15 protein-coding genes are annotated in these 16562 nt (G+C 65.5%); 7 read left to right on the top strand and 8 right to left on the bottom strand.

Annotated features, from left to right (window positions below; all coding sequences use genetic code 11):
- Window positions 1-51: 51 nt before the first annotated feature.
- From U5768_RS07220 to hrpA, 3 genes are all read right to left on the bottom strand, one after another.
- Window positions 52-1104 carry a sterol desaturase family protein gene (locus tag U5768_RS07220; protein WP_322030054.1) on the bottom strand — a complete coding sequence of 351 codons (1053 nt, stop codon included), beginning with the start codon at window positions 1102-1104 and terminating at the stop codon, window positions 52-54.
- A gap of 37 nt (window positions 1105-1141) precedes the next feature.
- Window positions 1142-2155 (bottom strand): beta-propeller fold lactonase family protein, encoded by a 1014-nt coding sequence (locus tag U5768_RS07215; RefSeq protein WP_322029709.1) that lies wholly within the window; start codon window positions 2153-2155, stop codon window positions 1142-1144.
- A gap of 155 nt (window positions 2156-2310) precedes the next feature.
- Entirely contained in the window at window positions 2311-6945 is a 4635-nt protein-coding gene (gene hrpA, locus U5768_RS07210; protein ID WP_322029708.1) for an ATP-dependent RNA helicase HrpA, read from the bottom strand.
- Between the two features lie 23 nt (window positions 6946-6968).
- Between hrpA and argA the strand changes: the two genes are divergently transcribed.
- From argA to proP, 3 genes are all read left to right on the top strand, one after another.
- Window positions 6969-8360: an amino-acid N-acetyltransferase gene (argA, locus tag U5768_RS07205; RefSeq protein ID WP_322029707.1), complete on the top strand. Its 1392-nt coding sequence runs from the start codon at window positions 6969-6971 to the stop codon at window positions 8358-8360.
- Between the two features lie 43 nt (window positions 8361-8403).
- On the top strand, window positions 8404-8679 hold the full coding sequence (locus U5768_RS07200) for an oxidative damage protection protein (protein ID WP_322029706.1): 276 nt from the start codon (window positions 8404-8406) through the stop codon (window positions 8677-8679).
- A 632-nt stretch (window positions 8680-9311) separates the two neighbouring features.
- Window positions 9312-10769, top strand: a complete 1458-nt coding sequence (proP, locus tag U5768_RS07195; RefSeq protein ID WP_415913865.1) for a glycine betaine/L-proline transporter ProP — start codon at window positions 9312-9314, stop codon at window positions 10767-10769.
- A 98-nt stretch (window positions 10770-10867) separates the two neighbouring features.
- Here the strand turns inward: proP and U5768_RS07190 are convergent, their stop codons facing one another.
- The 5 genes from U5768_RS07190 to U5768_RS07170 all read right to left on the bottom strand — a co-directional run bounded on the left by U5768_RS07190 (window position 10868) and on the right by U5768_RS07170 (window position 14544).
- The gene (locus U5768_RS07190) at window positions 10868-11347 is read right to left on the bottom strand and encodes a metallophosphoesterase family protein (RefSeq protein ID WP_322029704.1); all 480 of its coding nucleotides are present in this window, start codon (window positions 11345-11347) and stop codon (window positions 10868-10870) included.
- 41 nt (window positions 11348-11388) lie between these two features.
- Window positions 11389-11775 carry a cupin domain-containing protein gene (locus U5768_RS07185; protein ID WP_322029703.1) on the bottom strand — a complete coding sequence of 129 codons (387 nt, stop codon included), beginning with the start codon at window positions 11773-11775 and terminating at the stop codon, window positions 11389-11391.
- Window positions 11776-11785: 10 nt separating this feature from the next.
- Entirely contained in the window at window positions 11786-13201 is a 1416-nt protein-coding gene (locus tag U5768_RS07180) for an FAD-containing oxidoreductase (protein ID WP_322029702.1), read from the bottom strand.
- A gap of 322 nt (window positions 13202-13523) precedes the next feature.
- The gene (locus U5768_RS07175; protein WP_322029701.1) at window positions 13524-13733 is read right to left on the bottom strand and encodes a hypothetical protein; all 210 of its coding nucleotides are present in this window, start codon (window positions 13731-13733) and stop codon (window positions 13524-13526) included.
- 196 nt (window positions 13734-13929) lie between these two features.
- Entirely contained in the window at window positions 13930-14544 is a 615-nt protein-coding gene (locus tag U5768_RS07170; protein ID WP_322029700.1) for a glutathione S-transferase family protein, read from the bottom strand.
- On the opposite strand from U5768_RS07170, the gene U5768_RS07165 reads away from it, so the two are divergent.
- The 4 genes from U5768_RS07165 (at window position 14528) to U5768_RS07150 (ending at window position 16475) form a co-directional block, all read left to right on the top strand.
- The gene (locus U5768_RS07165) at window positions 14528-14731 is read left to right on the top strand and encodes a hypothetical protein (protein ID WP_322029699.1); all 204 of its coding nucleotides are present in this window, start codon (window positions 14528-14530) and stop codon (window positions 14729-14731) included. The genes U5768_RS07170 and U5768_RS07165 overlap by 17 nt on opposite strands.
- Window positions 14732-14985: 254 nt before the next feature.
- A complete protein-coding gene (locus U5768_RS07160) occupies window positions 14986-15234 on the top strand; it encodes a hypothetical protein (RefSeq protein ID WP_322029698.1) in 249 nt (82 codons plus the stop codon).
- A 107-nt stretch (window positions 15235-15341) separates the two neighbouring features.
- Window positions 15342-16127, top strand: a complete 786-nt coding sequence (locus U5768_RS07155) for a class I SAM-dependent methyltransferase (protein ID WP_322029697.1) — start codon at window positions 15342-15344, stop codon at window positions 16125-16127.
- Between the two features lie 75 nt (window positions 16128-16202).
- Window positions 16203-16475 carry a hypothetical protein gene (locus U5768_RS07150; protein WP_322029696.1) on the top strand — a complete coding sequence of 91 codons (273 nt, stop codon included), beginning with the start codon at window positions 16203-16205 and terminating at the stop codon, window positions 16473-16475.
- Window positions 16476-16562 lie beyond the last annotated feature (87 nt).

Below are 16562 nucleotides of genomic sequence, written 5' to 3'. Positions count from 1 at the left end.
CACGGCGGGTAAGACGGGTGAGATGACGGGGATATGGCGCCGCGCCGGCGCTCAGGTCACGGTGGCGTCGTCGCGCGCCTCGGCCTTCGCGACGGTGGCCGGCCGGGAGCGCGAACGCAGGCGCCGCGCGATGCGGCCGAGCGCATAACCCTGCTGCGCCCAGAAGCCCTCGCCATAGCGCGCGCCTTCGAGCTGGTCGCGAATGCCCGTGGGCTCGATTTCGCGATTGAACGATGCGCTACCGAACATCATGTCCCACCAGGGGAACAGCACGCCGAAGTTGCAGCCGTAGTGCGTGCCTTCGTGGCCGTAGCCAATGGCGTGATGGCGGCGGTGAAAACTCGGGCTCACCACGAGCCGCTCGCCGAGCCAGCCGAAATGCACGCGAATATTGGCGTGCTGCACGCTCTGCACGAAGTTCGTGAGCGCCACGAGCACCACGAACTGCGCGGGCGGCACGCCGATCACGAGCGCCACGGCGGCGAACATGCACGACTGGCCGATCACGTCGAGCAGATGGTTGCGGTCGTCACACCAGAGCGACATCTTGCGCTGGCTGTGATGCACGGCGTGCAGTTCCCACCAGATGCCGTAGCGATGCGAAAGCCGGTGATACCAGTAGCTGAAGAAGTCGAGCACCACGAGGTAGATCGCGAACGCCACAAGCGGCTGCGTGGTCACGCCCGGCCAGAGATTGTCGAGGTCCACGGTCTTCACGCCCATGAGCCGCAGCGCGCTCTGCGCGCGGTCGAAGAACGGCTGCATCGTGAAGAAGAACAGCAGGTTCAGAATGCCGAGGCGCGTGACCCACGTGTAGAGCGCATCCACGCCCACGCCCTTGCGGTCGCGCCATTTTTCCGCCGGCACGAGCGCTTCGAGCGGGCGCAGCAGCGCGTACATCAGGCCCACTTCGAGCACACCCACGATCACCCAGTAGAGCGCGTCGTAGGTGTCCTCGTCCACGTCCATCATGCCGGCGTGAAAAAGCATGGGCTGGATCGCATTGACGTAGAGGAGCGTCTGGAGCCACGACACGAGGTCGTCCGCACCCGAAACGACGGCCTGCCCCGCATGCGCAATCACTGCCAGCACCGACGCCACCATGTCCACGCGCCCTCCGGTCCCATGATCCTATGGTCTCTTACGCCCCGTTCGGCGCCGTGACGGGCGCGCGATCGTAGAAGTAGATGCCGTGCGGCGAGCGGCCCACGGCGATGGTCTTGATGAGCTTTTTCGTCTGCATGTCGATGAGGCCGATGTGCTTCGCGAAGCGGAACGTCACCCAGAGGTAGCGCTTGTCCGCGGTCAGTTCCATGTCGTCGGGGCCGGGCATCAGACCGCTGATCTCGCCGGTCTTTTCGAGCGTTTCCTCGTCGATGATGCTGATGACGTTCGCCACGCGGCTCGACACCAGCACGTGGCGCCCGTCCGCGAGCGAGCGGAAGTTGTGCGCGGCCTTGCCCACCTGGATCGTCTTGACGACCTTCTGGTTGCGCCAGTCCACGACCGCCACATAGTCGGCGCCCGTCATGCCGACGAGCAGGTATTTGTCGCCGGGCGTGAGCCACAGGCCGGCCGGTGCGGCACCGACCTTCATCTTCCAGAGCACCTTCTGCGTCGGCAGATCGACCGCTGCGATTTCGCCCGACACCTGCAGCGACACGAACACCGTGCGGCTGTCGTTGGTGAATGCCAGGTGGCTCGGCATGGCCGAGAGCGGCAGGCGCTTCGCCAGCGTGATGTTGCTGCCGCCCGCGTAGTTGTAGATGTCGAGGCGGTCGAGGCGCAGGCCCGTCGTCACGAACCATTTTCGGTCGGGCGAAAAGCCGAGCTGATACGGGTCTTCGACGTTTTCGACCCAGCGCTGCGGCTTGCCGGTTTTCGGATCGACGAACAACAGGTTGTTCGACACCGAATTCGCGACGATGAGCGAGGTGTTGTCCGGCGTGGGAAAGAGGTGATGCGGTTCCTTGCCCGTGGGCACCGTGCCGACGACTTCGTGCGTTTTGTCGTCGATGAGGCTCAGCGTGGCTTCCCCCGAATTGAGGACGATGATGTTGTTCGCGTGAGCGGCAGTTGAAACGAGCGCGGCGCAGGCGAGCGCGACAGCGGCGGCCTGGCTGGCGACGCGGCGAAATGTGTTGTTGTTCGGCATGAAGAATCGTTCCCGGGCAGATTCGTGATTGTAGAACGTCTGCTTGCGTGCAAGGTTGACGTAGGGCCCTTGAAATGTGAAAGGGACGCAATTTAGCGTCCCTTTCGAACAAGTGTTATGTCCCGTAATGCCGAAGATGCGGTGACAGATGCGGCCTATCGCTGCATCGACTCCCAGACCTTGTAGAGACGCTTGACCGAAACCGGCATCGGCGTGCGCAACTCCTGCGCGAAGAGCGAGATGCGTAGCTCCTCGAGCAGCCAGCGGAATTCCGAAAGGCGCGGATCGAACACGCCGCCACGCTGCGAAAGCGCGCGCTGGTACTGCTGCGCGAGCGGCTGGAATTCGGCGGCCTGACGCGCGTCGCGCGCGGGGTCGGCGCGCAGCTTGTCGATACGCAGCGCCACGCCCTTCAAATAGCGCGGGAAATGCACGAGCTGCGCATAGGGCGTCTCCAGAATGAAGCGCTTGCTGATGAGCGCATCGACCTGCGCCTGCATGTCCGCAGCGGGCGCGCCGAACGCCCTGGCCTGCACGAGCTTCTTCGCAAGCGACGCATATTCGGCGAGGATCTGCCCCACGAGCCGCGCGATTTCCTGCGCGAGCAGCGAGAGCCGCCCGCGCCCTTCGTCCTTGCGCGCGTGGAAACTCGCGTCGTCGTCGGGCAGCGGGTCTTGCAGGCAGGCGCGGTCGAGCGCGAGTTCGACAAGCTGGTCGCGCAGTTCCTCCTGCGTGGCGCGCGCCATGAACTGCATCGCCATCTCGCGCAGGCCCGGCAGATTCTTCTCCAGATAGCGGATCGGCTCGCGCAACTGCAGCGCGAACAGTCGGCGCAAACCCGCGCGATGGATGCGCGCAGCCTCCTCCGGCGAATCGAACACTTCGACGTCGCAATGCGTGCCGCGATCGACGAGCGCGGGATAGCCGAACAGCGTCTGCCCACCACGGCGGATTTCCAGCAACTCGGGCAGCTTGCCGAAATTCCACGTCGTGAGGTTTTCGTAGAGCGCCGTAGCAGGCGTGGCGTCGCCCGCGGCGGGCGTGTGTGGCGCAAGGCTCTTTTGCGGCGCGTTCGCGCCTGCGCCGGGCCCGGCTTGAGCGTTCTGGCCGGCATCGCCGCCCTGCGCGTGCGTTTCCAGCGCGGCGAGCGCTGTCGCGCTGGCAAGCTTCTGGAATTGCTGCTGCGCCTGCGCACCGAGTTCGGCGCGCAACTGCGCGAGATTGCGGCCCATCGCAAGCTGGCGACCGTGCTCGTCGATCACCTTGAAGTTCATGAAAAGGTGCGCGGGCAGCGTCTCGAGCTTGAAATCGGCAGTCTTTAGCTGAACCTGCTTCTGCTCACGCACGTCGGCGATCAACGCCTCCAGCAAGCCACCCGCGCCGAAGCGCTCGCCCCCCGTGCGCTCCGCGAAACCGGCCGCGTACTCGGGCAGCGGCACGCAATGACGGCGCAGCTTCTGCGGCAGCGACTTCAGCAGCAGTTGCGCCTTTTCCTTGAGCATGCCCGGCACGAGCCATTCGCAGCGGCGCGCATCGACCTGGTTGAGGGCGTAGAGCGGCACCGCGAGCGTCACGCCGTCGCGCGGCGAGCCCGGCTCGAAGTGATAGGTGAGCGCCATCGCCACGCCCGACATCGTCATGCGCTTCGGAAACAAGTCGGTCGTCACGCCCGCCGCTTCGTGGCGCATGAGGTCGTCGCGGGAGAGATACAGGAGACGCAGCTTGTCCTCGGGCTGACCGCTCTTTTTCACCTCGTCGCGATACCAGCGCTCAAACGACGCGCCCGAGTAAATGCCTTCGGGAATCGCCTGATCGTAGAAGCCGTAGATCAGTTCGTCGTCCACCAGCACGTCCTGGCGGCGCGACTTGTGTTCCAGTTGCTCGATGTCGGCGAGCAACTTGCGGTTGTGCGCGAAGAACGCGAGCTTCGTGTCGAACTCGCCTTCGACGAGCGCACCGCGAATAAAGAGTTCGCGCGCACGCGCGGGGTCCTGCCTGCCGAACGCCACGCGCCTGCGCTGATACACGGGCAAGCCATAAAGCACGCCGCGCTCGAACGCGCTCACCTGCGCCGCGCGCTTTTCCCAATGCGGCTCGGAAAGCGACTTCTTCAGCAAATGCGCGCCCACTTTCTCCAGCCATTCGGGCTCGATCTTCGCGATGCAGCGCGCGTAGAGGCGGCTCGTTTCGACGAGTTCCGCCGCCACGACCCAACGGCCCGCTTTCTTCACGAGCGCCGAACCGGGCCACAAGTGGAACTTGATGCCGCGCGCGCCGAGATAATGGGGCTCGTCGTCGGCTTTGAGACCGATGTTGCCGAGCAAACCCGTGAGCAGCGCGTGATGAATCTGCTCGTAGGTCGCGTCGGCTTCATTGATGCGCCAGCCGTGTTCGCGCACCACCGTCAGCAGTTGCGAGTGCACGTCGCGCCATTCACGCAGACGCAAATGCGAGAGGAAATTCGCACGGCACGAATCGAGCAATTGCCGGTTGGACTTTTTGTGCGCGACGGCTTCCTCGAACCATGCCCAGATCTTGAGCCACTGGAGAAACTCGGAGCGCTCGTCGGCAAACCGGCGATGCGCCTGGTCGGCCTGCTCCTGCGCCTCGATGGGCCGCTCGCGCGGGTCCTGCACCGAAAGCGCGCTCGCGATGATCAGCATTTCGCGCAACGCCTGCTCGTCGCGCGCGCCGAGAATCATGCGGCCCACGCGCGGATCGAGCGGCAAACGCGCGAGTTCGCGGCCAAGCGGCGTGAGCGCGTTGTCGTCGTCCACGGCGCCGAGTTCGCCCAGCAACTGATAGCCGTCGGCGATCGCGCGGCCCGGCGGCGGCTCGATGAACGGGAACGTCTCGATTGCCGTGAGATGCAGCGACTTCATGCGCAGAATCACGGCGGCGAGCGACGAACGCAGGATTTCCGGATCGGAAAAACGCGGCCGCGCGATGAAATCCGACTCTTCGTAAAGACGAATGCAGATGCCGTCGGCAACACGCCCGCATCGGCCCGCGCGCTGGTTCGCGGCGGCCTGCGCAATCGACTCGATCTGCAACTGCTCGACCTTGTTGCGATACGAATAGCGCTTCACGCGCGCGAGGCCCGTATCGACCACATAGCGTATGCCCGGCACCGTGAGCGACGTTTCCGCCACGTTGGTTGCGAGCACGATGCGGCGCGCGTTCGACGGCTTGAATACGCGCTCCTGCTCCTGCGCGGAAAGCCGCGCGAACAGCGGCAGAATTTCCGTGTGCGGCGGATGGTGCTTGCGCAGCGCTTCGGCGGCGTCGCGAATCTCGCGCTCGCCGGGCAGGAACACGAGCACGTCGCCGGAGCCTTCGCGGCAAAGTTCGTCCACGGCATCGACGATCGCTTCCATCAGGTCGCGATCTGTATCGCGTTGCGACTTTTTGCTTTCGCGAGGCGCGGCGCCCTGCGCGTTCCTGACCGCCGGGCTGTCCTCCTGCACCGGCCGGTAGCGCACCTCGACGGGATACAGCCGCCCGCTCACCTCGATCACGGGCGCGGGCTTTTCGTCGCTGCCGAAGTGGCGCGCGAAGCGATCGGCGTCGATGGTCGCGGAGGTCACGATCAGCTTGAGGTCGGGCCGGCGCGGCAGGATCTCCTTCAGATAGCCGAGCAGGAAGTCGATGTTCAGGCTGCGCTCGTGCGCCTCGTCGATGATGATCGTGTCGTAGGCCTTGAGCAGCGGATCGGTTTGCGTCTCCGCGAGCAAGATGCCGTCGGTCATGAGCTTGACCGAAGCGCCTGGCGAGAGATTGTCGGTGAAGCGCACCTTGTAGCCGACCACCTCGCCGAACGGCGTGTTGAGTTCGTCGGCAATGCGGCGCGCCGTGGCCGAAGCCGCGATCCGGCGCGGCTGCGTATGGCCGATCAACCCCGTGCCGCCCGCGCCGAGGCCGCGGCCCAGAGCGAGCGCGATTTTCGGCAACTGCGTGGTCTTGCCCGAGCCCGTTTCGCCGCTCACGATCACGACCTGATTCCGCGCAATCGCGCGCGCGATTTCCTCGCGGCGGCCCGAAACGGGCAGCGCTTCGGAGAACGCGATGGGCGGGATTTTGTTCGGCTCGACGTTGGCGCGCGCGGCGCGCGGCGGACGGTCGCCGCGCGGCTTGCGCGCGGCCGCTTCGGCGGCTTCGGCGGCTTCGCTGCGTTCGTTGCCGGGGCGGGCGGCGCGTTGCGCAGACTGGTCGCGTTCGCGCACTGCTTCGGATCGCGGCGCGCGTTGTGGGTTCTGCTGCGCAGGCTTTTGCTGCGGCGAAGGATTGCGCGGCGGCTTCTGCGGTGCGCTGCCCAACGCATCGCGCGGCGCGCGTTGCGTGCGCTCGCGCGCCGCGTCTCCGGATGGCGCGTGCTGCGCAGCCTTTGACTGCGGCGCTCGCGCGTCGCGCGGTGCGTCCGGCTTGCGCGGGGCACGCGCCTCGCCTTGCTGCGCGCGTTGCTGGCTTTGCGGCACGCGATTTGTTTCGCCGCCCGCCGGCTGGGAAGATTTTCCCGCCTCGCGAGGTGGCTCAGGCTTGCGTGTATCGCGAGGCACGTCTTCCGGCCTGGCTACCTGCTGCGCCTGCGCCGCCCGCTTGTCCTGCACGCGCGCGGCGCCCAGCGCGCCGCCGCCCATGAGCGCGGCAAGCTTGTCCGACGACGCGCTCTTTTGCCCGTCGCCATACTTCTGCGACGCGCTTTTCGCTTTCGCGCCGTCCGGCGCCGTTTCCGTCCCGGCCGGGGTGTTGCTGCCCTGCGCCGAGGCAGGTCTTTTGGGTACATTCGACATGGGGGCGCATTATAATCCCGGGCATGAATTCCCAAACCGACCTCGTCCCCGCCACCGCCAGCGCGCCGGCCTCCGCCGCCGCCGCGGATTCCGACTCGCAGCTCGTTGCGCAGCACGCGCAATTCGTGGACTGGATGCGATCGGTCGCGCCCTACATCCACGCGTTCCAGGGCAAGACTTTCGTCGTCGGTTTCGGCGGCGAGGTCGTGCACCAGAACCTGCTCAACGCGCTCGTCGCCGACATCGCCCTCCTGCAGGCCATGGGCATCCAGATCGTGCTCGTGCATGGTTCGCGCCCGCAGGTCGAAGAGCAGATGAGCCTGCACGGCGTCGAGTCCGAGTTCTCTCACGGCATGCGCATCACGAATGCCCGCGCGCTCGAATCGGCGAAGGAAGCGGCCGGTGAAGTGCGTCTCGACATCGAGGCCGCGATCAGCCAGGGTCTGCCGAACACGCCCATGGCGCACGCGCACATCAGCGTCGTGTCGGGCAACTTCGTGACGGCGCGCCCGGTCGGCATTCTCGACGGCGTGGACTTCCAGCACACGGGTGTCGTGCGCAAGGTCGACGCCGATTCGATCCGCCATTCGCTCGCGAGCCGCAAGCTCGTGCTGCTCTCGCCGCTCGGTTTTTCGCCCACGGGCGAGGCGTTCAACCTGTCGATGGAAGACGTCGCCTCGGCGGCGGCCATCGCGCTGCGCGCTGACAAGATCGTTTTCCTCACGGAAACGCGTGGCCTGATCGACGAGGAAGGCGAGCTGATCCGCGAAATGTCGCTCGACGACGCGTACAAGCTGCAGGAAGGCGGCACCGTGCTCGGCGACGAGGGTTTCTATCTGAAGCACTCCATTCGCGCCTGCCGCGGCGGCGTGGGCCGCGCGCACATCATCCCCTACGCGCTCGACGGCGGCTTGCTGCTCGAACTGTTCCTGCACGACGGCGTGGGCACCATGATCTCGTACGAGAACCTGGAAAGCCTGCGCGAGGCCACGCCCGACGACGTCGGCGGCATTCTCACGCTGATCGAGCCGCTCGAAAGCGACGGCACGCTCGTGCGGCGCGGCCGTCACCAGATCGAGCGCGACATCGACCACTTCTCGGTGATCGAGCACGATGGCGTGCTCTTCGGCTGCGCGGCGCTTTACGCGTATTCGCAGGAGCGTATCGGCGAGATGGCATGCCTCACGGTCTCGCCCGAGGCGCAGGGTTCGGGCGACGGCGAACGCCTCTTGCGCCGTATCGAACAGCGCGCGCGGGCGCGCGGGCTCACGCGCATTTTCGTGCTCACCACGCGCACCGAACACTGGTTCCTCAAGCGCGGCTTCGTCAAGGCAACGGTGGACGACCTGCCCGAAGACCGCCGCCGCCTCTACAACTGGCAGCGCAAATCGCTCGTGCTGATGAAACAGCTCTGAGCGGCGCGGCCCACCCCACATACGACTACAGGAGAAGCACAGCATGGCCCGTACGATCCAATGCGCGAAGCTCGGCAAGGAAGCCGAGGGACTCGACTTTCCGCCGCTGCCGGGCGAACTCGGCAAGCGCATCTATGAGAGCGTTTCGAAGGAAGCGTGGCAGGGCTGGCTCAAGCAGCAGACCATGCTGATCAACGAAAACCGCCTGAACATGGCCGATCCGCGCGCGCGTCAGTACCTGATGAAGCAGACGGAAAAGTACTTCTTTGGCGAGGGCGCCGACCAGGCTTCGGGTTTCGTGCCGCCGACCGAAGGCTAAGGCATAGCCGGGCACGCACAAACGTAGCCAACGCCCCTGCAAAAACCGCGCCTCCGGCGCGGTTTTTTTATGCGCTTCATGCGCTCTCAAGGCTTCAGAAACGGTTCCGTCGAATCGGCGCAATCCCCCGCCAGATGGGGCCTGCGGCCCGCTCCCCGCTTCCCCGTAGATGCCTGGGTTTGCACGATCTTCCGTTATCGTGCTATCATGTGGCCTCGTTCAACAGGCATTAGCCATCAATTGCATACGGGTAGTTAGTCAAAGCGGCACCCAAAAATGCCGTCAACCCGAATGCGCATATGACAAAAGGAACGCTCCGCCACGCGGGCTTCTTTTTCGTTTCAGCGGCGCTTCACTGATGCACTTCGTGCCGGTCCAGCGTCCTCATGCGTCCTGCCCCCCTTCCACGGCCACGCAGGCGCAACGTTAAACACAATTCGTCCGAGTGTCGTTTCGCGACACTTCAGCAATGCTTTCGTGCGCCGCTCGCCTTCCGCGATGCGCCACCGGCCCGCCCGCGTCCCCTCATGTGACGCGCCGGGCGCGAAATGTCGCCGCTATCGCGAAACGGCACTCTCCGGCAACCGTGGCGGGCCCTTATGGGTTCGTCGCAGTCATTGGAGATGCAGACCTTGACCGCTTCCACCTCCGGCTCGTCGGCCCAAACCGACCTTACGCTCGACGACATCACGATCGTCGACAAAAGCCTCCTCAAACGCGCCGTCGCCGCCATGGCGCTCGGCAACGCCATGGAATGGTTCGACTTCGGCGTGTACAGCTACATCGCCGTCACGCTCGGCCAGGTGTTCTTCCCCTCGAGCAGCCCCTCGGCGCAGCTCATCGCCACGTTCGGCACGTTCGCGGCCGCGTTCCTCGTGCGCCCGATCGGCGGCATGGTGTTCGGGCCGCTCGGCGACAAGATCGGCCGCCAGCGCGTGCTCGCGATGACGATGATCATGATGGCCTGCGGCACCTTCGCCATCGGCCTGATTCCGTCGTACAAGTCGATTGGCATTGCCGCGCCCGCGCTGCTGCTCGTGGCGCGCCTCGTCCAGGGCTTCTCGACCGGCGGCGAATACGGGGGCGCCGCGACCTTCATCGCCGAATTCGCCACCGACAAGCGCCGCGGCTTCATGGGCAGCTTCCTCGAATTCGGCACGCTGATCGGCTACGTGTTCGGCGCGGGCACGGTGGCCGTGCTGACCGCCGTGCTCTCGCACCAGCAACTGCTCGACTGGGGCTGGCGCGTGCCGTTCATGATCGCGGGTCCGCTCGGCCTCGTGGGTTTGTATATCCGCATGAAGCTCGAAGAAACGCCCGCGTTCAAGCGCGAAGCCGAACTGCGCGAAGCCGAAGAGCACGCGCGCCCGAAGCTCACGCTGAACTCGCTGCTCACGCAGCATCTGCGCCCCTTCCTGCTGTGCGTGGGCCTCGTGCTGATCTTTAACGTGACGGACTACATGGCGCTCTCGTATCTGCCGAGCTACCTTTCGGCGACGCTGCACTTCAACGAGACGCACGGCCTCTTTCTCGTGCTGATCGTGATGGTGCTCATGATGCCGATGACGCTCGCGTTCGGCCGTCTTTCCGACGCCGTCGGCCGCAAGCCGGTGATGCTCGCGGGCTGCGTGGGCCTGATCCTGCTGTCGATCCCGTCGCTCACGCTGATCCAGACGGGCGCGCTCGTGCCGGTGTTCTTCGGTCTCCTGATTCTCGGCGCGCTGCTCTCGTGCTTCACGGGTGTGATGCCGTCCGCGCTGCCGGCGCTGTTCCCGACCGCGATCCGCTACGGCGCGCTCGCCATCGGCTTCAACGTGTCGGTGTCGCTGTTCGGCGGCACGACGCCGCTCGTGGCGGCATGGCTCGTCGAGCACACGCAGAACCTCATGATGCCCGCGTACTACCTGATGGGCGCGGCCGTGGTCGGCATCGTCTCGGTGCTGGCGCTGCATGAAACGGCGCGCCGCCCGCTGCCGGGCTCGGCGCCGAGCGTGAGCACCAAGGCGGAAGCGCATGCGGTGCTGCGCGGCGTGCGTCTCGCGCGCGAACTCGACGAAGAGTACGCCGTCGCCAACGCGGTGCGCGCGTAACAGGTGTGAGCGTAATAGGTGCGCGCGTAATACCGCGCCGCTGAAATGCACAAAGGCCAGCTTCGCGCTGGCCTTTTTTCTTGCGCGCCCGCTTCGCTCTATTCGATGAGATTGACGTGTTCGACGTGCACCGTTCCGTCCTTCCCGATCGTCAGCACGGCCGCCGAAATGGGCAGCTTGAAGCGGCGCGGCCCCGCACTGCCGGGGTTCACGTACAGGACGCCGTCGCGCGTTTCCAGCGCAGGCTTGTGCGAATGTCCGCTCACGACCACGCCAATGCCCAAGGCGGCGAGATCGCCTTCGAGGTCACGCAGTTCGTGGACCACCGCCAGACTCACGCCGCCCAGTACGACGGTAGTCTGCACGGGCAACGCCTGTGCCCACGCGCCGTGGTCGTTGTTGCCGCGTACCGCGGTGAGCGGCGCGATGGCCGCGAGCGTGTCGAGCACGCGTTGCTCGCAGATGTCGCCCGCATGCACGACGGCGTCCGCGCCCTCAACGAAGGCCAGCAGTTCGGGACGCAGCAGATTGTGCGTGTCGGACACCAAAGCGACTCGCAGGGGATATTTCGCGGACATGACGTTTCGTTTCGGTTGAATAGCGCCGATTATCGCCGCGCTCACGCCTGCCCGTCGGCCGCCTCTTGCGCCGCGCCGATGTAAATCGCCAGCCACACGCTCGGCACGGTCGGATCGGTCCACGACACGCGATGACGGCAGTGCGCCGGAATATGCACGTAGTCGCCGGGCAGCAGGCGGCGCGGCGGCTGCGCCGTATCCTCGAACTCCAGCGTCGCCGCGCCGGCCAGAAGCGCTACCCACTCTTCGCGCGCGTCGTCGTACCAGAAGCCCGGCGGGCTCGTCTGGCCCGTGGAGACGATGCGCTCGATCAGCACGCCGTCGCGCGAAACGAGCGTGTCGATGCGCTCTTCATCAGCCTTGTGATCGATGCCCGCGAAGAGATTGCCGAAGAGATTGCCGAATGCGGCGGTGTTCGATTCGTTCATGAAATAGCGCTCATTCAAGCGGTTTGAGGCCGTCGAGCAAGGTTGGCACCAGCTCGCTCACGGTCGGGTGGACGTGCATCGCGTATTGCAGCGTCGTGTAGGGCGCATCGGCCGTCATCGTGTCGATGAACGTGTGGATCGCCTCGTCGCCCTCGATGCCGAAGATCGCCGCGCCGAGAATACGCTGCGTCTGCGGGTCCACGAGCGCCTTCATGAAGCCATCCGTCTCGCCGCGTTCGCGCGCGCGGCCCACGCGCGACATGGGCATGGTGGCGATGAGCGCGGGTTTGCCGCGCTCGCGCACTTCGCGCTCGCTCATACCAACGCGCGCGAGCGGCGGATCGACGTACACCGCGTAGGCGGGAATGCGCGTGTCGGCGCTGCGCGATTGGCCGTCGAGCAGATTCGCCGCGACAATCTGGAAGTCGTCGTACGAAGTGTGCGTGAACGCCCCGCGGCCATTGATGTCGCCCAGCGCCCAGATGCCCTGAACTTGCGTGCGCAATTGACCGTCGACAGCGATGAGACCGTGGGCGTCGCGCTCGATGCCCGCGGCGTCGATCCCCAGATCGTCGGTGTTCGGGAGGCGCCCCGTGGCGAAGAGCAGATGCGAAGCATCGAGCGGACCATCGTCGAGCGCGATGCGCACGCCTGCCTGGCCTCCGTTGCCTGTAAGCGGCGCGACGCTGCGCGGCGCTACGCCGAAGCGAAAGGCCACGCCTTCGCGCGCGAGCACGTCTTGCACCGCGCGCGAAAAATCGTCGTCCTCGCGCGCGAGTATGCGTTGCCCGCGCACGAGCACCGTCACGCGGCTGCCGAAGCGGCGGAACATCTGCGCGAACTCGAGCGCCACGTAGCTGCCGCCGCAGATCGCCAGATGCTCGGGCAGTTGCTCCAGCGCGAGCAGCGTCGAATTGGTTTCGTAGCGGATCGTTTCGAGACCGGGAATGGAAGGAATGTGCGCGCGCGTGCCCGTGTTGATGAAAATCTCGGGCGCTTCCAGATCGATCTGCGTACCTTCGTGCGCCGCGACGCGCACCGCATGCGCACCCGTAAATCGCGCGTGGCCCTTGAACACGGCCACGTTCGGCGCCTCGCGCAGCCAGTTCTCGACGCCATCGCGCGACGCCTCGATGATGCGCTCCTTGCGCGCCTTCACGAACGCGAGATCGACGTGTACGTCGCCGGGTTGCGCGTCCTTGCCGGCTATATGCACGCCGAAGTCCGCAGCATGGCGCACGACGTGGGCGGCTCGCGCGCAGGCGACATACGCTTTCGTCGGCGTGCAGCCCACATTCACGCAGGTCCCGCCGAACAACGCGCGCTCGATCACCGCCGTCTTGCGGCCGCTCTCTCCGAGGCGCACCGCGAGAGGCGGCCCGCTCTGCCCCGTGCCGATCACAATCGCATCGAAACGTTGTGCCATGCCGCCCTCCTTTGCCGTTCACGGGAGTTGAGCCGCGATTCGCGAAAAGCGGCGCATCGCGCCATCTTACGCGCGACGAACCGCCGCTGCCCGCAGCGTGTTTCTCCGAATCGGGTACGCATCGACGGCGAAAAAAAGAGCCGCCTCGCACGTCGAGGCGGCTCACAGGGTGACGTCACAACAGCAAACGGGCGAAGCCGCTGCGCGTCAGGGGGATTGGCGAACGCTCAATGCGCTTGCGTCAGGCGTTCGGTGAATGGGGGGTTAGAGACCCTGTGCCTGAATGGGGAAAATTCGGTGCGCGCGCAACCAATGCACACAATCAATGTACACAATCGCCGGGCGCACATTCGCCGTGGCCCGCGTTCCAGAGTTCACGCGAGCGCTGGAATGCGGCGCGCGCGCCGCGCGTCGCCACCATCAGCCCGACTTGCCCCATGTTGAAGTCGAGCGACACCATCAGTTGCATCAGGTCCACCATCGGCAGAACCAACGCTGGCTGATACAACTGCCGTTCGATAAAGGTTTTCATGACCGCTCCCGCTGCATGCCCCGCGTCCTCCTGACGCAGGGTCATTCGATGTTGTCATTCTAGGAATGCAGCGAGTGCGGATAAATGGGCAGTCCGCGAAGTCACTTGTCGAAAATCGCAAACAATCGAAACGCACGCGGCAGCCTTGGGCGCGGCGTCGCACTTAGCCGCGCCACCAGGCTCGCCGAAGCGCGATTCAGTCGAGCGGCGTGGCGACGAATGCCGGCAGCGTTTCGGCGCGTGCGGAAAGCGCGGCGATCGCGGGATATCGCGCGGAGTCGGCGGAACCGGGCAAGATGTACTGGTTGAAACGCCACGCAACGGCAGCGGTAATGTCGGCTTGCGTGATGCGGCCCGCGCACAGCCAGCCGTCGCGGCCCGCAACGAGCTGGTCGAGCACGGCCCACGCCGCGTGCATCTGGGTGTTCACGCGTTCGAACCACGGCTCATGCTGGCGCTCGGCCGGGCGCAATTCGCGTTCGTAGACCTGCTGCACCGTCTTTTCCATGGCCGCGAGCGCGAAGCCGTTCACGCGCAGCGCGAAGGTGCGCTCCTGCGTCTCCTCCGGCATGAGCCGCTGCGCGGCGGGCACCTTGCGGTCGAGATAGTCGAGGATCAGCGTCGAATCGATTAGTTGCGTGCCGTCGTCGTCAACGAAGGTGGGCGCCTTCACGACGGGATTGATCCGGGCAAATTCGTCGTACTGCCGGAATACCGAAACGCTGCGATGCTCGAACGCCAGCCCCAGCACATGAAGCGAAATCGCGACGCGACGCACATAGGGGGAGTCCATCATGCCGATCAACTGCATGGATTTACCTCGCACGGAAAAAAGAGAGCGGGCGTCGATCTTGCAGGAAGCTCCGGCGTATTTCAAGGAGAAGCCGGCGTCCGCGAAAAAGGTGCCGCATGGGGGCTGGCACGTGTCCGTTGTGCAAAAACACACCGTGTCGATGTGCCACGCGGCGCTCGCGGCGCGGGGGCGCTACATTTGTTAGCAGACGTCGAATCTGACGCGTCGCGCCATTGTTGCGGCGCAGCGCTTCAGCCTGCACACCGGCGCGTTTTTCCGGCGCCGCGCCGCCAAAGGCGCAACGGCGCGCAAGGGGCAAGCGAAGGATGCCGAAGCATTACGCAACCCGCATGAAAGCGCATTTTTGCGGGGCACATGTGCTGCAGTGCATCGCCGGGAAACTCCTGGATTCGGACGCCGAACGGCTGAGATAGTCTGAATGCACAAGGAGACGAAATCATGAGACAAGCATTCAATGTTGGTGTTGTCATCGTCCTCGCACTCCTCCTCGCGAACCGGGCCATGACACGTGTGCAGGCTCACGAGGCTGGCTCGCTGACCTGCGCCCAGGGTTCCGCACTCGTGAAGGCCGAAGCACTCCTGCACGGATTCGGCGAACGCGGCGCGAACAGTCAGAGCGAAAACTTCCTCTCTTCGTGCCTCGTTTCAGGCCAGGGTCAAGTCGGCGACCAGATCGCCCACGACTGACCCCGGCGCACCGCGCCCATCCGGGCGCGTTGCGCGACGCGCGCGCCTTTGGCCGGCGCGGGGCGCGGTGCTATGCTCGCTCGCGGACCCAACGCCGGAGCGCGCTCATGACCAACCCGCCTAACGCCGTCCATCACTCGGCTGAACAGGGCTACACGCCCGCCGCAGCGGACCTCTATGTCCGCGGCCGTCCCGATTACCCGCCCGAAGTGAACGCCTGGCTGCGCGAGACGCTCGGCCTTGCCGCCGGTGCGACAGTCGTCGACCTGGGCGCCGGCACAGGTAAATTCACGCGCCGCCTGCTGGAGACCGGCGCGCACGTGATCGCCGTCGAACCCGTGGCCGCCATGCGGGCGAAGCTCGCCGCCGCGCTACCCGAAGTCGATACCCGCGCAGGCACGGCGGAGGCGCTCCCGCTCGACGATGCGAGCGTCGAGGCAGTCGTCTGCGCGCAGGCGTTCCACTGGTTCGCCAATGCGGCCTCACTCGCCGAAATTCTGCGTGTGCTCAAACCCGGCGGCCGTCTCGGCCTGATCTGGAATCTGCGCGACGCGAGCGTCGAGTGGGTCGCGCGGCTCGACGCCATTGTCAACCGCGCCGAAGGCGACACGCCCCGTTATTACACGGGCCAATGGCGCAACGCCTTCCCGTTTGCAGGATTCGGGCCGCTGCACGAACAACGTTTCATGCAAGGCCACACCGGCTCGCCCGAGGACGTCATCATCGCGCGCGTGAAATCCACGAGCTTTATTGCGGCCTTACCTTCCGGGGAGCAGGCCCGTATCGAGGCCGAACTGCGCGCACTCATCGATTCGGAGCCCCAACTGCGCGGGAAAACCCTCGTGACAGTGCCTTACGGCACGGCCGCGTTCCACTGCGTCAAGCAACCCTAGCGCGACGGAGCGCACCGCTTCCGGTTGCCAATGCCCGGGCTGGCGGCGAGAATGCTCGCGGACCACGGAGAATCTATGAAAGGTTACGTCCTGTTGTTTGGAGCCAGCGTGCTGACGGCGTGCACGTCGGTAACTGCCGTTAATTCGAGACAGGATGGCCATCTCACCGTCACGAGCCGCGCGCGCTGGGATCTGGTTTCGTGGAACCACGTGCGCGCAGCCGGGCTCAGCGAAGCCGAGGACTACTGCGAAAAGCGGAAGAAGCGGTTACACACCGTCGAAGTCCACTCAGAGGGCGTACGCGGCATGACGTCGCAAACAGTAGAGGTAATCTTCGACTGCATCTAATGCGCTGCGCACCGTCTTCCGGTTGAGCCGCGCCAGACGGGCGTTTCAGTTCAGATTGCTCGCGATGGCGCAATAGTTTGTTGTCGT

The sequence above is a fragment of the Paraburkholderia sp. J76 genome (assembly GCF_905220295.1).
In the GTDB taxonomy this organism is placed as follows: domain Bacteria; phylum Pseudomonadota; class Gammaproteobacteria; order Burkholderiales; family Burkholderiaceae; genus Paraburkholderia.
Note: the sequence above shows the minus strand (reverse complement) of the source record. Positions and strands in the feature narration are given on the sequence as shown.

Excerpts from the sequence above, each read along its gene's own strand:
- U5768_RS07220 (WP_322030054.1), bottom strand. The coding sequence starts at position 1,104 with ATGGTGGCGTCGGTGCTGGCAGTGATTGCGCATGCGGGGCAGGCCGTC.
- U5768_RS07215 (WP_322029709.1), bottom strand. The coding sequence starts at position 2,155 with ATGCCGAACAACAACACATTTCGCCGCGTCGCCAGCCAGGCCGCCGCT.
- hrpA (WP_322029708.1), bottom strand. The coding sequence starts at position 6,945 with ATGTCGAATGTACCCAAAAGACCTGCCTCGGCGCAGGGCAGCAACACC.
- argA (WP_322029707.1), top strand. The coding sequence starts at position 6,969 with ATGAATTCCCAAACCGACCTCGTCCCCGCCACCGCCAGCGCGCCGGCC.
- U5768_RS07200 (WP_322029706.1), top strand. The coding sequence starts at position 8,404 with ATGGCCCGTACGATCCAATGCGCGAAGCTCGGCAAGGAAGCCGAGGGA.
- U5768_RS07190 (WP_322029704.1), bottom strand. The coding sequence starts at position 11,347 with ATGTCCGCGAAATATCCCCTGCGAGTCGCTTTGGTGTCCGACACGCAC.
- U5768_RS07185 (WP_322029703.1), bottom strand. The coding sequence starts at position 11,775 with ATGAACGAATCGAACACCGCCGCATTCGGCAATCTCTTCGGCAATCTC.
- U5768_RS07180 (WP_322029702.1), bottom strand. The coding sequence starts at position 13,201 with ATGGCACAACGTTTCGATGCGATTGTGATCGGCACGGGGCAGAGCGGG.
- U5768_RS07175 (WP_322029701.1), bottom strand. The coding sequence starts at position 13,733 with ATGAAAACCTTTATCGAACGGCAGTTGTATCAGCCAGCGTTGGTTCTG.
- U5768_RS07165 (WP_322029699.1), top strand. The coding sequence starts at position 14,528 with ATGCCGATCAACTGCATGGATTTACCTCGCACGGAAAAAAGAGAGCGG.
- U5768_RS07170 (WP_322029700.1), bottom strand. The coding sequence starts at position 14,544 with ATGCAGTTGATCGGCATGATGGACTCCCCCTATGTGCGTCGCGTCGCG.
- U5768_RS07160 (WP_322029698.1), top strand. The coding sequence starts at position 14,986 with ATGAGACAAGCATTCAATGTTGGTGTTGTCATCGTCCTCGCACTCCTC.
- U5768_RS07155 (WP_322029697.1), top strand. The coding sequence starts at position 15,342 with ATGACCAACCCGCCTAACGCCGTCCATCACTCGGCTGAACAGGGCTAC.
- U5768_RS07150 (WP_322029696.1), top strand. The coding sequence starts at position 16,203 with ATGAAAGGTTACGTCCTGTTGTTTGGAGCCAGCGTGCTGACGGCGTGC.